Origin of the sequence: Dorea sp. AM13-35, from assembly GCF_003473885.1 — a bacterium.
GTDB lineage: Bacteria > Bacillota > Clostridia > Lachnospirales > Lachnospiraceae > Dorea_D > Dorea_D hominis.
Genome location: NZ_QUCZ01000004.1, coordinates 1 through 22,596 on the forward strand (window position 1 = coordinate 1; position 22,596 = coordinate 22,596).

The window sequence follows — 22,596 nt, forward strand, 5'->3', positions numbered from 1 at the left end:
CAGGTGGCTCTCGCCACACCGGACTGGCGGCTCTGCCGCACCGTAATATTCATATCGGATCTGACCTATAATACACTTGGTGGAGCAGTAGGTGGTGTCATCTATTATTTAGGATATTTCAGAAAGCGAAAGTGAAAAAATAAAATAAGAAACAGAGGACAGCTATCGGAGCATTAGTCCGGAGCAAAGAATCCTCTGTTTTAGGTGTAAGCTGATTGGATTCACATGGAAATAGGAATTAGAAATGGCAGGAAGACCAAAAAAGAAACCAGAATATAATCCAGAACTTCAATTTAACAATTTTCTTCAAGAGTTAAGAGATGCCTATGAAGAAGCAGATTCCTTAAGATCACTGGCAGATGAGTTAAATATTAGTCTGCTTAAACTTCGTAAGCTACTTATTACTGCAGATGTATTCACATCAGATATATGTACAGAAATTAATGATCTGCATCAGTCGGGGAAAAAGATTCCGGAGATTATGAAACTCACAGGTCTTTCCAGAGCATCGGTTCATTCCTATCTGCCCTACACTAAGGGAATTTATAATGCAGCAGAGATAAGTTTAAATGCGGAGCGATGCCGGACGTATAAGATTCGGCAAGAGCAGGTTCGGCTTCTACACGAAATACCATCAGAAGAAAATCTGTGGCAGACTGTTATTGCATTTCAGGAGTATCCATTTAAAACGGCAACAGGATTACCATTCCGATATAAATTGAAGGTCGGTAAAAACGGAGAGTATAACAGAGAGCTGCTGATAGACCGGAGAGAGAAAAGTAAGAGTCTTGCCTGGAGTAGTGTGGTGCTGGCATTTGAAAATAGTAAGAAGATTTCAGAAGAAGTGAAGAAACCGAAGGCACTTGGAGACATTAGAGGAGTTTCATATATTTATCCGATACTATGGCGATTTGGCATCATCAGAGTTCCGGAAGCAATAGAGAAGAAAATGCATCAACATTTGTATTAAGAAAGAAGAGGATAGAAGAATGACAATTATCGTAACTGGAGGAGCCGGATTTATTGGAAGTAACTTTGTATTTCATATGTTGGATAAATATCCTGATTATAGAATTGTATGTGTGGACAAGCTTACATATGCAGGAAACTTATCTACTTTAGCTCCAGTAATGGATAATCCTAATTTCCGTTTCTGCAAGATTGATATTTGTGACAGAGAAGCAATCTATAAATTATTTGAAGAGGAACATCCAGATATGGTTGTGAACTTTGCAGCAGAATCCCATGTAGACCGTTCTATTGAAAATCCTGAGATTTTCTTAGACACAAACATTAAAGGAACTACTGTTATGATGGATGCCTGCCGTAAATATGGTATCAAGAGATACCATCAGGTAAGCACTGATGAAGTTTACGGAGATCTTCCATTAGACAGACCGGACTTATTCTTTACAGAAGAGACACCAATCCATACAAGTTCTCCATACAGTAGCTCAAAGGCAGGAGCAGACTTATTAGTTCTTGCTTACCACAGAACTTATGGGCTGCCTGTAACAATTAGCCGTTGCTCTAACAACTATGGACCATATCATTTTCCAGAGAAGTTAATCCCGTTAATGATTGCCAATGCTTTAGCAGATAAGCCATTACCTGTTTATGGCGAAGGATTAAATGTTCGTGATTGGCTCTATGTAGAGGATCATTGCCGTGCGATTGACTTAATCATCCATAAGGGACGTGTTGGAGAAGTTTACAATGTCGGCGGTCATAACGAGATGAAGAATATTGACATTGTAAAGATTATCTGTAAAGAACTTGGAAAGCCGGAAAGTCTGATTACTCATGTAACAGACCGTAAAGGTCATGATATGCGTTATGCCATTGATCCAACAAAGATTCACAACGAATTAGGCTGGCTTCCAGAAACAAAATTTGAAGATGGAATTAAGAAGACGATCCAGTGGTATTTAGATAATAAGGAATGGTGGGAGACAATTATTTCCGGTGAATATCAGAACTACTACGAAAAAATGTACGGAAACAGATAAGAATATTAGGAGCGATAAGAAATGAAAGTATTTGTAACAGGCGTGGCAGGCCAGCTTGGTCATGATGTCATGAATGAATTACATACGATATTGCAAAGCTGAGTGATGGGAAAAAGCTGGCTAAGGTTTGCTATTATGGAACGAAGGCGGCAGGTGATGAAAAATTGAAAAAAACAGAGAATTAATGTGTTTTCATAAAAATCTTACTGTGATAAACTTATAGGAAAAACGAAGGAGGATAAATCAATGTTTGACACAATTCATCATATTGCAATTATAGGAAGCGATTATGATAAATCAAAACATTTTTATATTGATTTACTGGGATTTGAAATAATCCAGGAAAATTATCGAAAGGAACGGGATGATTATAAAATAGATTTAGCTTGTGGAGAGCAGGAGATTGAGCTATTTATTATAAAGGATGCTCCGGCCCGTGTGAATTATCCAGAGGCACTTGGTTTAAGACATCTGGCATTTAAGGTAAAAAGTGTTGACGATACGGTTAAGGAGCTTAACGCAAAAGGAATAGCAACAGAACCGATACGTTTAGACGATTATACTGGAAAGAAAATGACATTTTTCCATGATCCGGATGGCTTGCCATTAGAAATCCATGAATAATTGAATTTAAGCGCTTACGATTGGAAAAGTAATAAGATGAGCAAAAACCTGCATTTTCGATTGGGAAAATACAGGTTTTGTTAATATGTAAAATGTCTATATTATATAATATCTATTAATCTCTTTTGAAAATATCACGTGTATATACTTTGTCAAGTACATCATCCAGACGGGAATCGTACCGGTTTGTGATGATTGCTTGACTTTTCTTTTTGAATTTTTTTAGATCATTTACCACGAGTGATCCAAAGAATGTTTCTCCATTTTTTAACGTTGGTTCGTAAATGATAACAGTAGCCCCTTTTGCTTTGATTCGTTTCATGACACCTTGAATAGAAGACTGTCTAAAGTTATCAGAGTTTGATTTCATAGTCAAGCGGTAAACACCGATAACGCAATTCTTCTCCTGATCCGGAGCATAATCCCCACGATTGTAATAATCATAATATCCAGCCATATTTAACACCTGATCAGCAATAAAATCTTTTCTAGTTCTATTACTTTCTACGATAGCAGAAATCATGTTCTGTGGAACATCATTGAAGTTTGCCAGAAGCTGTTTTGTATCTTTGGGCAAGCAGTATCCACCGTAACCGAAGCTTGGATTGTTGTAGTGTGTTCCGATACGCGGATCCAGGCAGACACCGTTGATGATTTCCTGTGTATCTAAGCCTTTTGTCTCAGCATAAGTATCCAGCTCGTTGAAATAAGAAACACGAAGAGCGAGGTAAGTATTTGCAAAAAGTTTTACAGCCTCAGCTTCGGTGAATCCCATAAATAATGTATCAATATTTTCTTTGATTGCTCCTTGCTGAAGAAGTCTTGCAAAGATTTCAGCTTTTTCTTTTGATTCCTCATTGCAGGATACAATGATTCTGGATGGATACAGGTTGTCATAGAGTGCCTTTGATTCACGTAGGAACTCAGGGCTGAAAATAATGTTTTTTGTATTATATTTAGCTCTTACAGATGCTGTATATCCAACAGGAATAGTAGATTTAATGATCATAGTTGCATCTGGATTTACTTTTAATACAAGTTCAATAACTGCCTCTACTGCAGAACAGTCGAAGAAATTTTTCTTGCTGTCATAGTTAGTCGGAGCTGCGATTACTACAAAGTCTGCATTTTTGTATGCTTCTTCTCCATTCAGTGTAGCGGTAAGATCCAGTTCTTTTTCAGCGAGATACATTTCAATATAGTCATCCTGGATTGGCGATTTTCTGTTGTTGATTAGTTCCACTTTCTCAGGAATAATATCTACAGCTGTTACGTGATTGTGCTGGGATAGGAGTGTTGCAATCGACAGACCTACATAACCGGTACCGGCAACAGCGATATTATATTTTTTATTGAGGATAGGTTTATTTACTATAGAATTTTCCTCTTCAAATAAATCGGTTACTTCGAATCCAAGTGCTTCGGCAATGGCCTGAAGCTGATCGATGGAAGGAATATAATCTAATCCCTCTAATCGGCTTACCATAGCTCTGTGGATGCCAGTCATTTTGGCAAGCTGAGCTTGCGTAAGTTTTTGCTCTTTTCTTTTGGCAATAATTGTATCCGCCATTTTCTTATAAGAGATCTTTTTCATAATTACTCCCTTGATGTTATTAATTATCACATTTTAAATGTGAAATGATTACAATCCAAAACATTTTCATGCTAACAGAAGCGTGTGAGGGTGTCAATGTTAGGGGCTGTGAAAAAAGATAATTCTATTATTAATAACAAAAATATTTGTTGCTTTTATGAAAGCATTTCCAGAATGACTGCCTGATAGCCTTCCAGCATAATCTCATTGCCCTCGGTCTTAAGCTGCGGCAGATTGTTCAGCACGATGTGTTTGAGCTTTGATGGAAGTGTCAAAGTCTGTTGCTGGGTTTTATAGTTGCCAATCACGAGCAATGTCTGGTCAGCAGATTTTCGGTAGTAAGCCATGACACGGTCCTGATTCTCAAATACAGGGAGGAGATCACCGTATACGATCGTTTCAGCATAAGCTGGATCCTTGCGCAGTGCAAGCAAACGACGGTAGTACTGGTAAACAGAATCCGGATCATTTTTCTGACTTTCCAGATTGATCTTTTTGTAATTGTAATTTACCCTGAGCCATGGGGTACCGGTTGTAAAGCCTGCATTTGCAGAAGCATCCCACTGGTAAGGAGTTCTGGCATTATCGCGGCTGATGCGGTTTACTGCCTTTAAGGCGCTGTCTGGTGTCAGACCGGCATTTAATGCCACCTGATATTCGTCGAGTGTAGAAATGTCATCGACTTCATCAATCGACTGGAATTCTACATTTTCCATACCAATTTCCTGCCCCTGATAGATAAATGGAAGACCACGGAGCATGATATTCATTGTGGCAAGCAGCTTTTTGGAAGTGTCGGTGCATTCGCCCTCTGGGATATAGCGAGAAACGCCGCGCGGTTCATCGTGATTTTCAATAATATTGGAGAGCATGCCGAAGTCTTCAATCTTTTTCTGACTGGCGAAGCAGCAGCTCCGGTAATCATTTGGTGTGATTACTGTCTGGTCATACCAGCCCTTCGCGCTGGCACCGAAGATAGTCTCATTGAAATCAAACATCGTTGAGAAGTAGCCGTTGTCACCGATGAAATCCGGAAGCTCTTCCGCTTTTTCATTGAAGATTTCTCCGACAGTAAATGCACCATGCGGAAGGAAGGTGCGGTCACGCATTTCTCCTAAAAATTCACCCACACCGACTGCGTGTTTCAGCATTTCGTCCGGACTGCACATTCCATCTTTGCGGTCTGCCGGATAATTCTGCCACGGAAGAGGTTTTTTGATATTAATGATCGCATCGATGCGGAAGCCGGCAAGTCCCTTATCAAGCCACCAGTTGATCATTTTATAAATTTCCTTGCGCAGCTTTGGATTTTCCCAGTTCAGGTCTGGCTGCTTTTTATGGAACATGTGCAGGTAATATTTCCCAGGCTGGCCAGGGAGTGGCTCCCACACACTGCCACCAAAGTAGGAACGCCAGTTACAGGGCAGTTTCCCATTAGGGCAGTCTTCAATGTAAAAATATTTTCCATATTCTCCGTCCGGATCTTCGCAGGCTTTTTTGAACCATTCATGCTCATCCGAACAGTGATTGACGACGAGATCCATCAAAATGTGCATATCACGTTTCTTTGCTTCGGCAATCAATAGATCCATGTCATCCATTGTACCGAAACGTGGATCGATATTGTAATAATCAGAAATGTCATAGCCTTGATCTGCAAGTGGAGAGCAGTAAATTGGAGAGAGCCAGATAATATCTATACCGAGGTCTTTGAGATAATCGAGCTTGCTGATAATGCCTGGAAGATCGCCGATGCCGTCTCCGTTGGAGTCACAGAAGCTTTTCGGGTAGATCTGATAGGCGGTTTTTGTGTGCCACCATTTTTTTTGCATAGTAAAAATCCTTTCGTTGTAAAGTGTGTGTATCAGTGGAAAGAGAAGCCGTTCCTGGCGTCCTTCATTGATTAATAGTGGTTTCAATAAAAATTATTATCTTTTCGATTTTTAGAAACAATCTCATTATACTCCCTTAAGTAAGAAAATGCATCCTCAATCATGTGCCGAAGTGACATGGCATAATATAAAAAGTGGAAATTCGTATAAACGGATGAATAAAAAGCTTTACGGAGGCAGAGTAGTGGATATATTTGAAATGGCAGGAACACAATTTCAGAGTTGGAGCATGAGGCAGATGGCAATATTTGTAGTCTTGTTAGTAGTGCTTGCAATTGGCTTAACATATAGTGTCAGACAGAAGAGATTACATGGATCGCAGGCGATAGCAGCATGGATTTTGGCTTTATTTCTTGGCATTATCTTGGGAGCAACAACATTTACGAGAACACCGATGCAGGGACGTATCGTCAAATTAATCCCATTCTGGTCGTGGTATACCGGAATTGTTCTGGATGATAAGTTACTACTGGAGCAGAATGTTTTGAACTGCTTGATGCTTGCGCCGATGGGATTTTTATTACCATGGATCACGGACCGGAAAGTGAAATTACGATATGCTTTCCTGTCGGGTGTTGCTGTGGCTGTAGTGATTGAAGGATGCCAGCTTATATTCAAGCTTGGCTGGTTTGAATTGGATGACATGATCCATAATGGGATCAGTTGTTTGCTTGGCAGTGTAGTTGGAAATTATGCTGTCAGACGCGTTTAGAGATAATTAATATAGATAGAACAGCTGGCTGATTAGTTATGAATAATTATGCAACTGATTTTATAGAAACGGAAGGGAAGACGTTATGAAGACGGTAAGCGATAGAATTTTTGAATTATTAAAAGAACGGAAGATGAGCCAGAAAGAATTTTCAAAGAAGACAGGGATTGCAGAAAGCACGATCAGCGACTGGAAAAAGAAGAGAACGAATCCGGTATCGGATAAGATTTTGATTATATGCGAAGTTTTGAACGTAACGCCTTATAATCTCCTGTCCGGGGCTGAACATATGGGAAGCAGAAGCAGAAGTGCAGATACTTACGTGATTAGTAAGGGAACTGAGATTGGAACTCTTGTTGAGACATACCAGAAGTTGGAACCGGATATGCAGAAGAGGGCCATGGGGTATCTGGAGGCGTTGAGTGATTTGGAAAAGTAGAGAAAGTGTTGAAAAGTTGCAGGAAACATAATTAAATTGGACAACAATACAGAGGTATGATAATATTTATTGTATCTTAATGAGGATATTGAATGAGATTAGTAATTGATAAGAAAGAATTAGAATTATTACTTGAACAAAAGAAAGAATACATTGGGAATCAAGTTACTATTGATACAGTAATAGCAGGTGTTTCATTTTTATTGTCAGTAATGACAGCGCAATATCAGAAGATTTTTGGAATATCTGGAGAAATAATAAAAGTATTTTTTTGTACAATTGGTATTTTATATGCAGTAAAAATCATATGGGATTGCAAATTGTTTTTGAATTATAAAACGCAGGAACGTGGAGATGAAGCTGCGATTATTGCAAATGTAGTGAAAGAGTTGAAGCTTAATCAGAAAGAAGTAAAATGTCGATACATTACTTCAAAGTTGCAGGAAAAATATTCAGTAAGTCATCGTGAAAATAGAATTTATAATCATCGTTTATATGAGCTTCAGGTTAATAGATTTTCAGAACAGGAAATGGAAAAGGATTTTGTTGTAAATGGAAAGCATTATTATTGGATGAGTATAGAAGAAATGGAAAAAGATGATAACATTAGGAACAAAAACCTGGAAGTGGTAGATTTTGTAAAAGAATATATGGGATAAAGTTTTCCGCTTGTGTATTTCGCAGAGTTTTTGAAGATACACAGGCGGTTTTGTTACTTATATTGTAGCAGGAGGTTGCTATGTCGGAAATGAAGATGAATTATATTTTTATAGAAAAAGAAACGCAGGATTCGATATCTATGTGTGAGCAGATCGCTGAGCTGCTGGGCGTGGAGGACAGCAAGATGAAGTCAGGCAACTTGCCAATGTCAGGTTTCATTTGCTTGCAGGATGTAGAAGTGTTTTATGAGATCTCCGGCAAGAGTGGTGCGGATCAATATTTCCTGGAATTAAGTACAAAAGCCAGAGTGAACAGAGCTGTGATCGCACTGCAGACATTAGATGATACCATTTATCAATCGCCGAAGCAGAAGTATTACACGGCAATTCGTGTGTATGATGGGATTTCGGAAAGCTATTGTAAGCGGCTCTATCCTAAATATGCAGAGTTTGAGCGGCTGCTTCGCGCGTTGGTATCTCTGATCGTGACGAAGGCGTATGGAAGTGCATGGCGGGAAGAGACCGTGCCGGAAGAGATGATGGCAGATCTTAAGAAGAATGCAAGAGGCAATCTGCCGATCAGTGAGACTCTGGAGCAAATGGATTTATCCACAGTGGAAGAATATTTATTTGCAGAAAGAGAAGTTGTGTATGAGGAGGTTGTCGCAGGTAGCGGTGAAAATGCAAATGGGACGGCTGGTAAAACAGCAGATTTTGAACAATTATCAAAAGAAGAATTATGCCGGTTGCTGGAAGAACTTCGACCGACAAGCCTGTGGGAGCGGCATTTTGAATCACTTGGAAGTCAGAAAAAGTGGAAAGAGAAAATTGTTGGCGTACATCCGGTGCGCAACAAAGTGGCACATCAGAAACGGATCAGCGGCGCGGAATATAAGCAGACAACCAGAAAATTACAAAGTCTGAACCGGGATCTGAAGCATGCGATTGGAGAGATCCAGAAGCAGAACTTCACAGATGTGAGTCGGGCAGATATGCTGGGAAGTTTTGTTGATGTATTGGAAAATATTCAGCTTATGACAGATGCTACAAAGGCAGCGGTGTCTGCAATATCAGCAGTACCGGCAGCTGTGGAAAATGTTGCCAGATGGAATACAATTTCACCGGTTACAAAAAGTACGCAGATGATAGCGGAAGTATTATCTGATATGCGGCGTAGACAGCAGGAAGTAATGGCAGCAGTCAGACCGGCGGCGATAGCTGCGAGCATGCAAAAAGATGTGGTATCGGAAGTTGCGAAAAGTCTTCGTATACCACAGACAATGCGTGACAGTATCGCAACTGCGGCGAAGATGTCACGGCTTATGAACATTTCAGGAATTGTAAATCTGGAAGATAAGGGGAATAAAACTGAGGATAATGACTTAGAAAACAATAGGGACTAGTAAATTCCGGCAATTTACGCTATAATAAATAAGATTATAGGCAAAACTAAGGAATTAATAAAAAGAGATAATAATCAAGTCCGGATCTGCCGGACGCCAAATATAATATACCAAAGTAGAAAGGATTTTAGAACGATGGGTAAGTATTTTGGAACTGATGGTTTCCGTGGGGAAGCTAATAGGAACCTGACAGCAGATCACGCATACAAGATTGGGCGTTTCCTCGGCTGGTATTATGGAGAACTGAAAAGACAGAATGGAGATGACACTCCGGCTAGAATTGTAATTGGTAAGGATACAAGACGTTCCAGCTATATGTTTGAATATACACTGGTCGGTGGACTGGTAGCATCCGGTGCAGATGCATACCTGCTTCATGTTACAACAACACCGTCTGTAGCTTATGTGGCAAGAGTAGATGAGTTTGACTGTGGTATTATGATTTCCGCAAGTCATAATCCATATTATGACAATGGAATTAAGCTGATTAATGGTAATGGTGAGAAGATGGATGAAGGAACAATCAGCCTGATCGAAGCATATCTGGACGGAGAAGTAGAATTATTTGGAGAGAAATATTCAGAAGTTCCGTATGCACACAAAGAGAAGATTGGTCGTACCGTAGATTATGTATCAGGAAGGAACCGTTATGTCGGATATCTGATTTCTCTTGGAATGTATTCGTTCAAGGGTGTCAAAGTTGCATTAGACTGTGCGAATGGAAGTTCATGGAATATTGCCAAATCTGTATTTGACGCACTGGGAGCAAAGACTTACGTGATCAATGCGGATCCGAATGGAACAAATATCAATAACAATGCAGGGTCTACACACATTGGAGGACTGCAGAAGTACGTGGTAGAAGAAGGCATGGATGTTGGATTCGCTTATGACGGAGATGCTGACCGCTGTCTCTGTGTGGATGAAAAAGGGCAGGTTGTAGACGGAGATGCGATTCTTTACGTATATGGAAGATATATGAAAGAGCGCGGAAAACTGGTGACAAATACAGTTGTTACAACAGTTATGTCTAACTTCGGACTTTACAAAGCATTTGATGAGCAGGGTATCGATTATGCGAAGACTGCTGTCGGAGATAAATATGTATATGAATATATGCAGAAGAATGGCTGCCGAATTGGTGGAGAGCAGTCCGGTCACATTATTTTCTCAAAATATGCATCAACAGGTGATGGTATTTTAACCAGTCTGAAAATGATGGAAGTTATGATGGCAAGAAAGAAGACAATGAGCCAGCTGACAGAAGATTTACACATTTATCCACAGGTGCTTGTGAATGTACGTGTACAGGATAAAGCTGTTGCACAGGCAGATCCGGATGTGCAGGCAGCAGTACAGAAAGTTGCAGACGAGCTGGGTGATACAGGAAGAATCCTTGTCCGTGAATCTGGTACAGAGCCACTGATACGTGTAATGGTAGAGGCTGAGACACACGACATCTGCCAGAAATATGTGGATGATGTAGTGAATGTGATTAATGAAAAAGAGAAGACAAGATAGCCTGGCTCTCAGAATCAGAAAATGTAGATAGATGATAAGGTCGTATGATCTGACAGGAAAGATAGGAGTATTAAGAAATATGTGTGGAATTGTAGGATATGTAGGAAATAATCAGGCAGCACCGATTTTGTTGGATGGACTGTCCAAGCTGGAATACCGTGGTTATGATTCGGCCGGAATTGCTGTCCGTGATGCAAATGGCGATGCTGAGATTGTTAAGGCAAAAGGACGTCTGAAGATTCTGGCTGAGAAGACAGATAATGGTGCCGCTGTCCCGGGAACATGTGGAATCGGCCATACAAGATGGGCAACACATGGGGAGCCGTCTGAGAACAATGCACATCCGCATAAGAGTGATGATGGCAATGTAGTTGCTGTTCACAACGGTATCATTGAAAATTATCAGGAATTAAAGGAAAAACTGTTAAGAAACGGATATACATTCTATTCCAATACAGATACAGAAGTAGCGGTAAAACTGATCGATTACTACTATAAGAAATATGAAGGAACACCGGTTGATGCGATGAATCACGCAATTGTCCGCATCCGAGGTTCTTATGCGCTGGCAGTTTTGTTTAAAGATTATCCGGAAGAGATTTATGTGGCCAGAAAGGACAGTCCGATGGTTCTCGGAGTTGCTGACGGAGCATCATATATTGGATCTGATGTACCGGCTATTTTGAAATATACAAGAAATGTATATTATATTGGCAACCTGGAGATGGCGCGTGTAAAGAAAGGTGAGATCACTTTCTACAATCTGGACGGAGAAGAGATTGAGATTGAACCAAAGGAAATTAACTGGGACGCAGAAGCCGCTGAAAAAGGCGGTTATGAACATTTCATGATCAAAGAGATTCATGAACAGCCAAAAGTTGTAGGAGATACCATTAACTCTGTTCTTACGACAGATGGCAAGATTGATTTGTCAGAGGTTGGTCTGTCAGAAGAAGAGATCAAAGATATTCGTCAGATTCACATTGTAGCATGTGGTTCTGCATATCATGTTGGAGTTGCAACACAGTATGTAATGGAAGATCTTGCAAGAATTCCGGTGCGTGTAGAGCTGGCATCCGAATTCCGTTATCGCAATCCGTTACTGGATGAGAAGGACCTGGTTGTATTGATCAGCCAGTCCGGTGAGACAGCAGATACGCTGGCTGCACTTCGTGAGTCCAAAGCAAGAGGTGTGCGCACACTTGCAATTGTAAATGTAGTAGGTTCTTCCATTGCAAGAGAAGCAGATAATGTATTCTACACACTGGCTGGACCGGAGATTTCCGTTGCAACAACAAAAGCATACAGCACACAGTTAATTGCAGGTTATGCACTGGCAATCCAGTTTGCCAAAGTAAGAGGCGAGATTGACGAAGCGCGTTATAGCGGTCTGATCAAGGAAATGCAAACCTTACCGGAGAAGATTGAGAAGATTATTGAAGACAAAGAGAGAATCCAGTGGTTTGCATCCAAACAGGCAAATGCAAGAGACGTATTTTTCGTAGGTCGTGGTATTGACTATGCAATCTGCCTGGAAGGAAGTCTGAAGATGAAGGAGATCAGCTATATTCATTCTGAGGCATACGCTGCAGGTGAATTGAAGCATGGAACGATTTCTCTGATTGAAGACGGCATTCTTGTTGTCGGTGTTCTGACACAGCCGGATCTCTATGAGAAGACAGTTTCTAACATGGTTGAGTGCAAGAGTCGTGGCGCTTACCTTATGGGACTTACAAATTTTGGACAGTATAATATTGAAGATACAGCAGACTTTACGGTATATATTCCAAAGACAGATCCGTTATTTGCAACATCACTGGCAGTCATCCCGTTACAGCTCCTTGGTTATTATGTCAGCGTTGCAAGAGGTCTGGACGTAGATAAGCCGAGAAACCTTGCAAAGAGTGTTACAGTAGAGTAATCTTCCTACAAAAGGCGGTCGTTTAGAAAATATTAAAAGAATATTAATAAAAAAGGTGCTCAATATTGTGATGAAAATGCTATAATATTATCGCAATATTGAGCAACATAGCATCTGAAGGAAAATGCCGATGGCGGGCTTGAGAGATGCTGGAACAAGGAGAGGTACAAATGAAAACGACATTAGTTATTATGGCTGCCGGAATCGGATCCCGTTTTGGCGGCGGAATTAAACAGCTGGCACCGGTCGGACTGCATGGTGAGATCATCATGGATTATTCCATTCATGATGCAATCGAAGCAGGATTTAATAAGATTGTCTTTATTATCCGTAAGGACATTAAGGAAGCATTTAAGGAAGCAATCGGAGATCGTATTGAGAAGATCTGTGCGGATCTGGATGTAGAGATTGCATATGCATACCAGGAGCTGGATGCACTTCCGGAAGGAATCGAACTTCCGGCCGGACGTACGAAGCCGTGGGGAACCGGACAGGCAGTTCTTGCGTGCAAAGATGTTTTAAAAGAGCCATTTGCAGTTATCAACGCAGATGATTACTATGGAAAGGAAGCATTTACTAAGCTTCATGATTTCCTCGTAGATTACACACCGGAGAAGGCGAATGCATTCTGCATGGCAGGTTTTATCCTGAAGAACACATTAAGCGAGAATGGATCTGTTACCAGAGGTGTGTGTGAACTGAATGAGAAAGGCTATCTGACAGCAGTTCATGAGACACATAACATTGTGAAGACAGCAGACGGTACAGCAGCCGATACAGAAGACGGATTAAGAGCCATCGATCCGGAATCTTATGTATCTATGAATATGTGGGGACTGACACCGGAGTTTATTGGTGTGCTGGAAGATGGATTCAAAGAGTTTTTTGAGACAATGGGAGACAAAGACATCCTGAAAGCAGAATATCTTTTGCCGATTTATATTGATGAACTATTACAGGCTGACAAAGTATCTGTAAAAGTGCTTGACTCTCATGACAAATGGTTTGGTGTAACATACAAAGAAGACAAAGACTATGTTGTAAAGTCTTTTGCCAAACTGATCGAAGACGGCGTATACGCTGAGAAACTGTTTGAGGACTTGAAGTAAGAATTATCAGAAATAAGAAAGACTGTTATAGCATGTGTGCATGCTATAACAGTCTTTCTTGATTTTATGAAGTTATTGTAATGTTGGAGCGTTTTATGAGAAAATACAATTACATCAACGGTATAATAATATAGAAACGAAAAAATTGTAAATTTGCAAACCATCGCAAACCCGTGTAAAATGGGCATTTTCAAAGACGCTCGACAAGAAAATACAAAAAAGTTGAAAAAAATTAAAAAAAGGGGTTGCAATTTTTGGATTTGCTGATATAATAATATTTGTTCGCTGATGAAATACAAAAGATAAACAACGAACGCAACAGAGAACTACGTAATGCGGATTGGTGTAATGGCAGCACAGCAGACTCTGACTCTGTTAGTAGAGGTTCGAGTCCTCTATCCGTAGTTCCTTGGCAGGGGCGCCGAGTGTTTTGAATGTTTGAAACATTCGGTTGACATGCCGGAGTGTGGCTCAGCTTGGTAGAGCGCTACGTTCGGGACGTAGAGGTCGCAGGTTCAAATCCTGTCACTCCGATTAAGATGAATCTCAAAGCTTATTGCTTTGAGATTTTTTTTTGCTATGGCATCTGGAGAAAGTTGCCGGTGGCAAGTTCTGTAGCTTATGGTGATGGGAAAAATGCGTCATACTTGCATGATTTATAATTGCAATTTCTTGACATCTGTTGGTGGGGCGAGTATCATTAACTGTGTTAAGACTGTAACTATCCAGTATAGTTACAGTAGATGAATTAACGAGTAAAAGAGTGATGACAAGGGGAGCTTATGTATAGGCTGAGAGGAAGTTTAGAAACTTCGACCCGGAACCTGATATGGATAATGCCATCGTAGGGATGTATTAGATATTACAGAACCCTCCTTCGTCTTCAGTCGAAGATACAGGAGGATTTTTTTGTGCAAGTTGGAGCTTACGGAGGAAGGCTAAGAATAAGCTTAAAAAGAAGAAAAACAACAGGAGGACAACAGTCATGAAATTATTTCAGCAGAAATCAGTGATCGAGAAATATGATGATGTGAAAAGCTTCGTGGAAGCATACAACATCGGAGCGGATGATTTCATTCTCGCGACAAAACGGATTTACGAGACCTGTTTTGCACCGCTGAATCTGAAAGCACATGTAGAATACAAGAGCAAATATGGCAGCGGTGAGCCGACAGATGTAATGATCGATGCACTGCTTGAGGATTTCCGTCAGGGAGATTATAAGAGAATCATTGCTATCGGCGGTGGAGCTGTCATTGATATGGCGAAGATTCTTGTACTGGACGGGGAAGCGAAAGCAGAGAGCTATTATCGGAAAGAAGTACCGCTTCGCAAAGTGCGCACACTTCTTGCAGTGCCGACAACCTGTGGCGCAGGATCGGAAGTGTCCAATGTCTCCATTACAGAGATTACTTCGATCCACAGCAAATTAGGACTCGCCGTAGACGAGATTTATGCAGATGAGGCAGTGCTGATCCCGGAACTTTTGCGTGAGCTTCCATATGAGTTCTTCGCAACCAGCGCGATCGATGCATTTATCCATGCGATTGAATCTTTTGTATCACCAAAAGCGAATCTCTACACGGAGATGTTCAGCGAGAAAGCAATGGAGATGATCGTGCATGGATTCCGTAAGATTATCGCTCATGGAAAAGAATACAGGATGGAGCTGCTGGAAGATTTTCTTGTGGCAAGTAATCTGGCAGGTGTTGCATTTGGCAATGCCGGAACCGGAATGGTGCATGCCATGTCCTATCCGCTGAGCGGAATGTATCATGTCGCACACGGAGAGGCAAATTATCAGTTCCTGACTGCCGTATTTGCTGCTTATCAGAAAATGAATCCGACCGGCAAAATCATTCGTCTGAATGCATTTCTCGCAAAAATGATGGAATGTGATGAAGCGGTTGTCTATGAAAAACTGCAGGAATTGTTAGACCAGATTATCAGTCGTAAAAAATTAAGAGAATATGGCATGAAGGAAGAAGAAATCCATTCATTTGCCGTAAGTGTAGACGCAAGTCAGCAGAGACTTTTAAATCAGAGCTATGTGAAGCCTACCATTGAGCAGATGGAGGCAGTTTACAGAGAACTGTACTAGATAGTATACGAAAGTATAGAATAGTATATTCAAACATCAGGAGGAGAATTATGCTTGGAGAAATGTTAAATAAAGTCAGAGAGACAACCCCTCTGGTTCACAATATCACAAATTATGTAACCGTAAATGATGTGGCAAATGTATTGCTGGCATGTGGCGGAAGTCCGATCATGTCTGACGAGCCGCAGGATGTGGAAGATATTACTTCCATCTGTGGAGGATTGAATATCAATATCGGTACATTAAATATAAGAAGTATCGAAGGCATGAAGCTGGCTGGAAAGAAAGCGGCAGAACTGGGACATGCAATTCTGCTGGATCCGGTAGGAGCGGGAGCAAGTGCACTGCGCACGAACACAGCCGTTTCTCTGATGGAAGAAATTCCGTTTTCCGTGATCCGTGGAAATATTTCCGAGATCAAGACCCTGGCATCCGGCAGTGGTACAACAAAAGGCGTAGATGCTGATGTTGCAGATGCAGTGACAGAAGAGAATCTGGATGAAGCAGTTGCATTTGCAAAGGCATTTGCAGAGAAAGCAAACTGTGTTGTTGCGATTACAGGGGCGATTGATCTGGTGAGTGATGGAAAATCCTGCTATGTGATTCGTAATGGACGCCCGGAAATGGGTAAGATTACAGGAACTGGCTGCCAGTTATCCGGAATGATGACTGCATATATCACCGCAAATCCGGAGCATACGCTGGAGGCGGCAGCGGCAGCAGTATGTGTGATGGGACTTGCCGGTGAGATCGGATTTTCACGAATGCAGGACGGAGACGGCAATTCTACATACAGAAACCGTATTATTGATGCGATTTACAATATGGACGCAAAAACACTGGAAGAAGGTGCAAAATATGAACTGCGATAAGAAAGATTTACTTTTATATGCGGTGACAGACCGTCACTGGCTTGGAGAAGAAACATTATATGAACAGGTGGAGAAAGCGCTGAAAGGTGGAGCTACATTTATCCAGCTGCGTGAAAAAGAACTGGATACAGCGCATTTCTTAGAAGAGGCGAAGGAAATCCAGAAACTTTGCAGAGAATATAAAGTGCCGTTTGTGATCAATGATAATGTAGAGATTGCGGCAGAAATTGAGGCAGACGGTGTGCATGTCGGACAGAGTGATATGGAAGCCGGAGATGTGCGTGCAAAACTTGGAGCGGATAAGATCATCGGTGTTTCTGCGCAGACGGTTGAGCAGGCACTCCGTGCGCAGGAACATGGCGCAGATTACCTTGGCGTTGGTGCGGTATTTCCGACAGGTTCTAAGGCAGATGCGGTAGAAGTGGATCATAATGTGCTGAAAGCAATCTGTGAAGCAGTGGATATTCCGGTTATTGCCATTGGTGGAATTACAAAAGACAATGTAAAAGACCTTGCCGGTAGCGGTATTTGTGGAATCGCAGTGATCAGTGCGATTTTCGGACAGAAAGATATTGAAGCTGCAACAAAAGAACTGCGCGAACGCACTCAGAATATGTTGAGAAATTAAGAGAAGTTATGCATAAAGAAGTTCGATATAAGAAGGTTTAATAGGAAATGAAATTAAAAAACAGAGAAATAGACGGTGTGATCTTCGATGTGGACGGTACTTTGCTGGATTCGATGGCGATCTGGGAGGATGCCGGAGCCAGATATCTGCGTAGTGCCGGGATTGAACCGGCGCCGGATCTTGGGAAGATATTATTTCCGATGAGCCTGGATGATGGCGTGGCTTATGTGAAGCGGGAATACCATCTGGAAGAGTCAGAAGCAGAATTAAGAGAAGCGGTATTAAAACAGGTAGAGATCTTTTATAAAGAAGAGGCACCGCTGAAAAAGGGTGTATGTAAGCTCCTTGAGAAGATGAAAGAGGCAAAGGTGCCGATGATCGTGGCGACTTCCAGCGATAAAGAGCAGATCGAAGCGGCGTTTGAACGACTGGAGATTGCCGGATACTTTAAGGAAATATGGACTTGCACGGATGCAGGAGCAGGAAAAGACAAACCGGATATTTATTTTCAATGTGCTGATAAGCTTGGAAGCACACCGGAGCATACATTGGTATTTGAGGACGCATTACATGCGGCAACAACCGCAAAACAGGCAGGCTTCCCGGTAGTCGGACTGTATGACCGCTTCAGCGAAGAAGGACAGGATGAGTTAAAAGAACTGGCGGATCTTTATGCGGGTGACCTTGTGGAGGCTACGGGGAAACTGCAATTCTAACTGCGCTTCTGTCTGTGGGAGAGCTGCAATTTTAACTGCGCTCCTGTCTGTGGGAAGAGATTCAGGATAAATGCGATGGATAAGAAAAATAATTAGAATAGATTGGAAAAGGATAAGTAGATGAATACGAAGAAAAGAAAAACAACCCTCACAATTGCGGGAAGTGATTCCAGCGGCGGTGCGGGGATTCAGGCAGATATCAAGACGATGCAGGCAAATGGCGTTTGTGCCATGAGCGCGATCACGGCGCTGACAGCACAGAATACGACAGGAGTATCCGGAATTTTTGAAGTGACACCGGAATTTTTAGGACAGCAGTTGGATGCGGTATTTACAGATATTTACCCGGATGCGGTTAAAATTGGTATGGTCGCTTCCGCTGAACTTGTAAAAATGATCGCTTTCAAACTTAAAGAATACAAAGCAGAACGGATCGTCGTTGATCCGGTGATGGTGTCCACAAGCGGTTCCAGACTGATCAGCGAAGAAGCAATCCAGATACTGAAGACGGAATTATTTCCGCTGGCAAGTGTGCTGACACCGAATATTCCTGAAGCAGAAGTCCTGTTTGGTGCATCTATTCATTCAGCAGAAGACATGGAGCGCGCAGCGCAGGCAATCAGCGAAGAATATCACTGCGCTGTGTTGTTAAAAGGCGGTCATCAGTTAAATGATGCCAATGATCTGTTGTACGCAGAAGGAAAGAGCCGTTGGTTTTATGGGCGTAGAATTGATAATCCGAACACGCACGGAACAGGATGTACATTATCCAGTGCGATTGCATCGAATCTGGCAAAAGGATATGGACTTGAAGAAGCTGTGGAGCGTGCAAAAGAATATATTTCCGGAGCACTTGCGGCAATGCTGGATCTGGGAGCCGGCAGCGGACCGATGGATCATGGATTTGATATCGGTGGAAAATTCACCTCATAGAGTGATTTGTAGAGATATTGTGGGTGTACGAAGTACGTAATAATTCATAGGGAGTTTGTCCCCAACATATATTTATAATGAAAAGATCATGACTTGCATATTTGTGCGCAGGCATGGTCTTTTTAATAATTAAGAAAGAACATTTCCTCATTATGTAAAAAGTCTCCGGCAGGATGAGCAATTGATCCAACGTTTTATTGATAAAAATACATCTGGAACAAACGTGGAAAGGAATTGACTTCCCTATGAAGTTAGTCTATACTAACTAATAGAAACGATTAGTTGGAACTAACTAAAAACTGATAAAAAGCAAATAAGTTAGGTGAAACTAAGAAAAGATAAGGAGAATGGATATGAGCAAAGTAGCAGTCGTATATTGGAGTGGAACAGGCAATACAGAGGCAATGGCAAATGCAGTTGCAGATGGAGCAAAGAAAGCAGGAGCAGAGGCAGAACTTTTAGGATGCAGTGATTTCACAGCAGCAAAGGTAGCGGAATATGATGCAATCGCATTTGGATGCCCTGCAATGGGAGCAGAAGTGTTGGAAGAAAGCGAATTTGAGCCTATGTTCGAAGCTTGCAAGGGTGCACTTGACGGAAAGAAAATCGCACTTTTCGGTTCATATGGCTGGGGAGATGGCGAATGGATGCGCAACTGGGAAGAAGACTGCAAAGCTGCAGGAGCAGAGCTTGCGTGTGATAGCGTAATGAGCAATGAGGGGCCTGGAGACGCGGAAGTAAAATCCTGCGAAGACCTCGGAGCAGCATTGGCATAAATAATACAAGCAGGACGGTGCTTTTTAACGAAAGCCCGTCCTAACTTACTATGGAGAAAAAATATCAATAAAGAACTTTTCTGTGGATTTTATGAAAATGAGGGATTATACTTGTGTGAACCCAAAGAAATGGGGAGAAAAAAATAAGAGAAAACAAGGAGGAAGATACAAGATGGATTGTTTAAAATTTTTATCAAAATCTAATATGAAGAAAAGTGGACTTTTTGCAGCAGGTGTTTTGTTTGGCACAGCAGGAATTAAAGTACTTGCAAGTGATGATGCAAAAAAAGTATACACAGGATGTACAGCAGCAGTGCTTCGTGCAAAAGAATGTGTAATGAAGACAGCAGCAAAAGTACAGGAGAACGCAGAGGATATTTACGCTGAGGCTCAGCAGGTAAACGAAGACAGAGCCGCAAAGGCAGAAGCTGTAGCAGATGCAGAAGAGGTAGCTGAAGAAACAGCAGAAGAGACAGAAGAAGTTAAAGAGGAAGAAGCGTAAGATCATGAAGTTTTTAATCAAGCATGATATTAAAGGCAGAATCCGTGTGCAGATGTGCCAGACGAGAATGTCATTTTCACAGGCAGATATGTTGCAATATTATCTGGAAGGCAGAGAGTATATCCATGCAGTGAAGATACAGGTGCGTACACAGGGCGTGGTGATTCAGTATGAAGAAAGTGCGAGAGCACAAGTGATCGATGATCTGCGTGCATTTGGATATGACAGAGTGACGGTTCCTGAGAGCTATCTGGAAAAATCAGGCAGAGAGTTAAATCAGGAGTACTGGGATAAGCTGGTCAACAAAGTTGTCCTGCATTTCGGCAATAAATTATTCATGCCGCTGCCAATCCGTACAGCGATTGCAACTGTGAAATCAGTAAAATATATCTGGCAGGGTGTTCGTACACTTGCAAAAGGTAAGATTGAAGTGCCGGTTCTCGATGGAACAGCAATTGCAATTTCCATGTTACGTGGAGATATAAATACAGCAAGTTCTGTCATGTTCCTGCTCGGTATTGGTGAAGTACTGGAAGAGTGGACGCATAAGAAATCGGTAGATGATCTGGCAAGAAGCATGTCACTGAATATCAGTAAAGTATGGCTGGTAACAGATGGAAAAGAAGTTCTTGTCAATGCAACGAAGATCCAGCCGATGGACGAAGTTCGTGTGCATGTCGGCAATGTAATTCCGTTTGATGGTGTTGTGACAGCCGGAGAGGCGATGGTCAATCAGGCATCCCTGACAGGCGAATCTGTTCCGGTGAGAAAATGTGAAGACCGTTATGTTTATGCCGGTACAGTGGTAGAAGAAGGCGAACTGACTGTCCGTGTCAAAGAGACGAATGGTTCCAGCAAGTTTGAGAAGATTGTGACAATGATCGAAGAATCTGAGAAACTTAAATCTTCTCTGGAGAGCAAGGCAGAGCATCTTGCAGATCGTCTTGTGCCGTATACATTTGCGGGAACATTTGCAACCTATTTCCTCACAAGAAATGTGACGAAAGCATTGGCTGTTCTGATGGTTGACTTCTCATGTGCATTGAAACTTGCAATGCCGATTTCCGTATTGTCTGCAATCCGTGAAGCGAGTGAACACAGCATTACGGTCAAGGGTGGAAAATATCTGGAAGCCATGGCAGAAGCTGAGACGATCGTATTTGACAAGACAGGAACGTTGACAAAAGCACAGCCGACAGTTGCTGAGGTTGTTTCTTTTGATGGCAGAGAGCCAAAAGAATTACTGCGTATTGCCGCATGTCTGGAAGAACATTTCCCACATTCTATGGCAAAAGCAGTTGTAAAAGCTGCAAAAGAGCAGAATCTTGTACACGAAGAATTACATTCAAAAGTAGAATATATTGTTGCACATGGAATCTCTTCCAAGATCGAGGAAAAGAAGGTTGTGATCGGAAGTTACCATTTCGTATTTGAGGATGAGAACTGCAAAATTCCGGAAGGAATGCAGGAGAAGTTCGCTACACTGCCGGATGAATATTCTCATTTGTATATGGCGATCGAGCAGGAGCTTGCGGCCGTTATCTGTATCGAAGATCCGATCCGTGAGGAAGCGAGAGAAGTGGTTGCAAGACTGAAAGAAGTCGGACTATCCAAGGTTGTTATGATGACAGGAGACAGTGACCGGACAGCGAAAGCGATTGCTGCAAGAGTTGGTGTTGACCGGTATTTCTCAGAAGTACTGCCGGAAGATAAGGCGAACTTTATCGAAGCTGAGAAGAAAGCCGGAAGAAAAGTCATCATGATTGGCGATGGAATCAATGATTCGCCGGCACTGTCAGCGGCAGATGTTGGCATTGCGATCAGTGATGGTGCTGAGATTGCAAGAGAGATCGCAGACGTGACGGTCGGAGCAGACAGCTTACATGAGATCGTGACACTGAAAGAATTAAGTGACCGGTTAATGAGCCGGATCCATGGCAATTACAGAAGTATTGTCGGAATTAATACAGGACTGATCCTGTTAGGCGTGATGGGCGTGATACCGCCGACAACATCCGCACTTTTACATAATTCTTCAACTTTATATATCAGTTTAAAGAGTATGAAAAATCTGTTGCCGGAATAGGCAGCAGATTTTTTTATGGCGACGAGGAAAATGCGATGCTTTAATAATTTCTTAATTTTCTATAAAAAGAAGCTTTTTATAGATTTTTTCGCTATAATA

At 41.7% G+C, this 22,596-nt stretch carries 21 protein-coding genes, 2 tRNA genes and 1 riboswitch; of the genes, 21 read left to right on the forward strand and 2 right to left on the reverse strand.

Annotation, left to right across the window (positions count from 1 at the left end; genetic code table 11):
* Positions 1 to 244: 244 nt before the first annotated feature.
* From DW152_RS05735 to gloA2, 4 genes are all read left to right on the forward strand, one after another.
* Entirely contained in the window at positions 245 to 970 is a 726-nt protein-coding gene (locus tag DW152_RS05735; RefSeq protein ID WP_117536840.1) for a hypothetical protein, read from the forward strand.
* A 19-nt stretch (positions 971 to 989) separates the two neighbouring features.
* Positions 990 to 2,009: a dTDP-glucose 4,6-dehydratase gene (rfbB, locus tag DW152_RS05740; RefSeq protein ID WP_117536839.1), complete on the forward strand. Its 1,020-nt coding sequence runs from the start codon at positions 990 to 992 to the stop codon at positions 2,007 to 2,009.
* A gap of 89 nt (positions 2,010 to 2,098) precedes the next feature.
* Positions 2,099 to 2,194, forward strand: coding sequence for a hypothetical protein (locus DW152_RS13810; RefSeq protein WP_442873191.1), 96 nt, complete (start codon positions 2,099 to 2,101; stop codon positions 2,192 to 2,194).
* Positions 2,195 to 2,255: 61 nt separating this feature from the next.
* Positions 2,256 to 2,633 carry an SMU1112c/YaeR family gloxylase I-like metalloprotein gene (gloA2, locus tag DW152_RS05745; RefSeq protein ID WP_117536838.1) on the forward strand — a complete coding sequence of 126 codons (378 nt, stop codon included), beginning with the start codon at positions 2,256 to 2,258 and terminating at the stop codon, positions 2,631 to 2,633.
* A 115-nt stretch (positions 2,634 to 2,748) separates the two neighbouring features.
* Here the strand turns inward: gloA2 and DW152_RS05750 are convergent, their stop codons facing one another.
* Together DW152_RS05750 and DW152_RS05755 are read right to left on the reverse strand one after the other, a co-directional pair.
* Positions 2,749 to 4,227 (reverse strand): nucleotide sugar dehydrogenase, encoded by a 1,479-nt coding sequence (locus DW152_RS05750; RefSeq protein ID WP_117536837.1) that lies wholly within the window; start codon positions 4,225 to 4,227, stop codon positions 2,749 to 2,751.
* Positions 4,228 to 4,382: 155 nt separating this feature from the next.
* Positions 4,383 to 6,059, reverse strand: a complete 1,677-nt coding sequence (locus tag DW152_RS05755; RefSeq protein ID WP_118288167.1) for an alpha-glucosidase — start codon at positions 6,057 to 6,059, stop codon at positions 4,383 to 4,385.
* Positions 6,060 to 6,303: 244 nt separating this feature from the next.
* Between DW152_RS05755 and DW152_RS05760 the strand changes: the two genes are divergently transcribed.
* From DW152_RS05760 to DW152_RS05840, 17 genes are all read left to right on the forward strand, one after another.
* The gene (locus tag DW152_RS05760) at positions 6,304 to 6,831 is read left to right on the forward strand and encodes a VanZ family protein (protein ID WP_158570024.1); all 528 of its coding nucleotides are present in this window, start codon (positions 6,304 to 6,306) and stop codon (positions 6,829 to 6,831) included.
* A gap of 85 nt (positions 6,832 to 6,916) precedes the next feature.
* Positions 6,917 to 7,270 carry a helix-turn-helix domain-containing protein gene (locus DW152_RS05765; protein WP_118288169.1) on the forward strand — a complete coding sequence of 118 codons (354 nt, stop codon included), beginning with the start codon at positions 6,917 to 6,919 and terminating at the stop codon, positions 7,268 to 7,270.
* A 92-nt stretch (positions 7,271 to 7,362) separates the two neighbouring features.
* On the forward strand, positions 7,363 to 7,929 hold the full coding sequence (locus tag DW152_RS05770) for a hypothetical protein (protein ID WP_118288170.1): 567 nt from the start codon (positions 7,363 to 7,365) through the stop codon (positions 7,927 to 7,929).
* An 80-nt stretch (positions 7,930 to 8,009) separates the two neighbouring features.
* Positions 8,010 to 9,332, forward strand: coding sequence for a hypothetical protein (locus DW152_RS05775; protein WP_118288171.1), 1,323 nt, complete (start codon positions 8,010 to 8,012; stop codon positions 9,330 to 9,332).
* 135 nt (positions 9,333 to 9,467) lie between these two features.
* The gene (gene glmM, locus DW152_RS05780; RefSeq protein ID WP_118288172.1) at positions 9,468 to 10,853 is read left to right on the forward strand and encodes a phosphoglucosamine mutase; all 1,386 of its coding nucleotides are present in this window, start codon (positions 9,468 to 9,470) and stop codon (positions 10,851 to 10,853) included.
* Positions 10,854 to 10,932: 79 nt separating this feature from the next.
* Positions 10,933 to 12,774: a glutamine--fructose-6-phosphate transaminase (isomerizing) gene (gene glmS, locus DW152_RS05785; protein WP_118288173.1), complete on the forward strand. Its 1,842-nt coding sequence runs from the start codon at positions 10,933 to 10,935 to the stop codon at positions 12,772 to 12,774.
* A gap of 170 nt (positions 12,775 to 12,944) precedes the next feature.
* Positions 12,945 to 13,883 carry a nucleotidyltransferase family protein gene (locus DW152_RS05790; RefSeq protein WP_118288174.1) on the forward strand — a complete coding sequence of 313 codons (939 nt, stop codon included), beginning with the start codon at positions 12,945 to 12,947 and terminating at the stop codon, positions 13,881 to 13,883.
* A 334-nt stretch (positions 13,884 to 14,217) separates the two neighbouring features.
* Positions 14,218 to 14,288, forward strand: a tRNA-Gln gene (locus DW152_RS05795).
* A 55-nt stretch (positions 14,289 to 14,343) separates the two neighbouring features.
* Positions 14,344 to 14,417: transfer RNA gene (locus DW152_RS05800), tRNA-Pro, on the forward strand.
* 228 nt (positions 14,418 to 14,645) lie between these two features.
* Positions 14,646 to 14,751, forward strand: a riboswitch (TPP riboswitch).
* Between the two features lie 117 nt (positions 14,752 to 14,868).
* Positions 14,869 to 15,984 carry a 4-hydroxybutyrate dehydrogenase gene (locus DW152_RS05805; RefSeq protein WP_118288175.1) on the forward strand — a complete coding sequence of 372 codons (1,116 nt, stop codon included), beginning with the start codon at positions 14,869 to 14,871 and terminating at the stop codon, positions 15,982 to 15,984.
* A gap of 50 nt (positions 15,985 to 16,034) precedes the next feature.
* Positions 16,035 to 16,856 (forward strand): hydroxyethylthiazole kinase, encoded by an 822-nt coding sequence (thiM, locus tag DW152_RS05810; protein ID WP_117536830.1) that lies wholly within the window; start codon positions 16,035 to 16,037, stop codon positions 16,854 to 16,856.
* Positions 16,843 to 17,484, forward strand: a complete 642-nt coding sequence (gene thiE, locus DW152_RS05815) for a thiamine phosphate synthase (protein WP_117536829.1) — start codon at positions 16,843 to 16,845, stop codon at positions 17,482 to 17,484. The genes thiM and thiE overlap by 14 nt, the downstream gene beginning before the upstream one ends.
* A gap of 47 nt (positions 17,485 to 17,531) precedes the next feature.
* Complete coding sequence (locus tag DW152_RS05820; protein WP_117536828.1) at positions 17,532 to 18,200, forward strand: HAD family hydrolase; 669 nt, start codon at positions 17,532 to 17,534, stop codon at positions 18,198 to 18,200.
* A gap of 120 nt (positions 18,201 to 18,320) precedes the next feature.
* Entirely contained in the window at positions 18,321 to 19,133 is an 813-nt protein-coding gene (gene thiD / locus DW152_RS05825) for a bifunctional hydroxymethylpyrimidine kinase/phosphomethylpyrimidine kinase (protein WP_118288176.1), read from the forward strand.
* Between the two features lie 353 nt (positions 19,134 to 19,486).
* The gene (locus DW152_RS05830; protein WP_021860098.1) at positions 19,487 to 19,909 is read left to right on the forward strand and encodes a flavodoxin; all 423 of its coding nucleotides are present in this window, start codon (positions 19,487 to 19,489) and stop codon (positions 19,907 to 19,909) included.
* A gap of 172 nt (positions 19,910 to 20,081) precedes the next feature.
* Positions 20,082 to 20,411 carry a DUF6110 family protein gene (locus DW152_RS05835; protein ID WP_021860099.1) on the forward strand — a complete coding sequence of 110 codons (330 nt, stop codon included), beginning with the start codon at positions 20,082 to 20,084 and terminating at the stop codon, positions 20,409 to 20,411.
* A 4-nt stretch (positions 20,412 to 20,415) separates the two neighbouring features.
* Positions 20,416 to 22,497, forward strand: coding sequence for a heavy metal translocating P-type ATPase (locus DW152_RS05840; RefSeq protein ID WP_021860100.1), 2,082 nt, complete (start codon positions 20,416 to 20,418; stop codon positions 22,495 to 22,497).
* Positions 22,498 to 22,596: the final 99 nt, after the last annotated feature.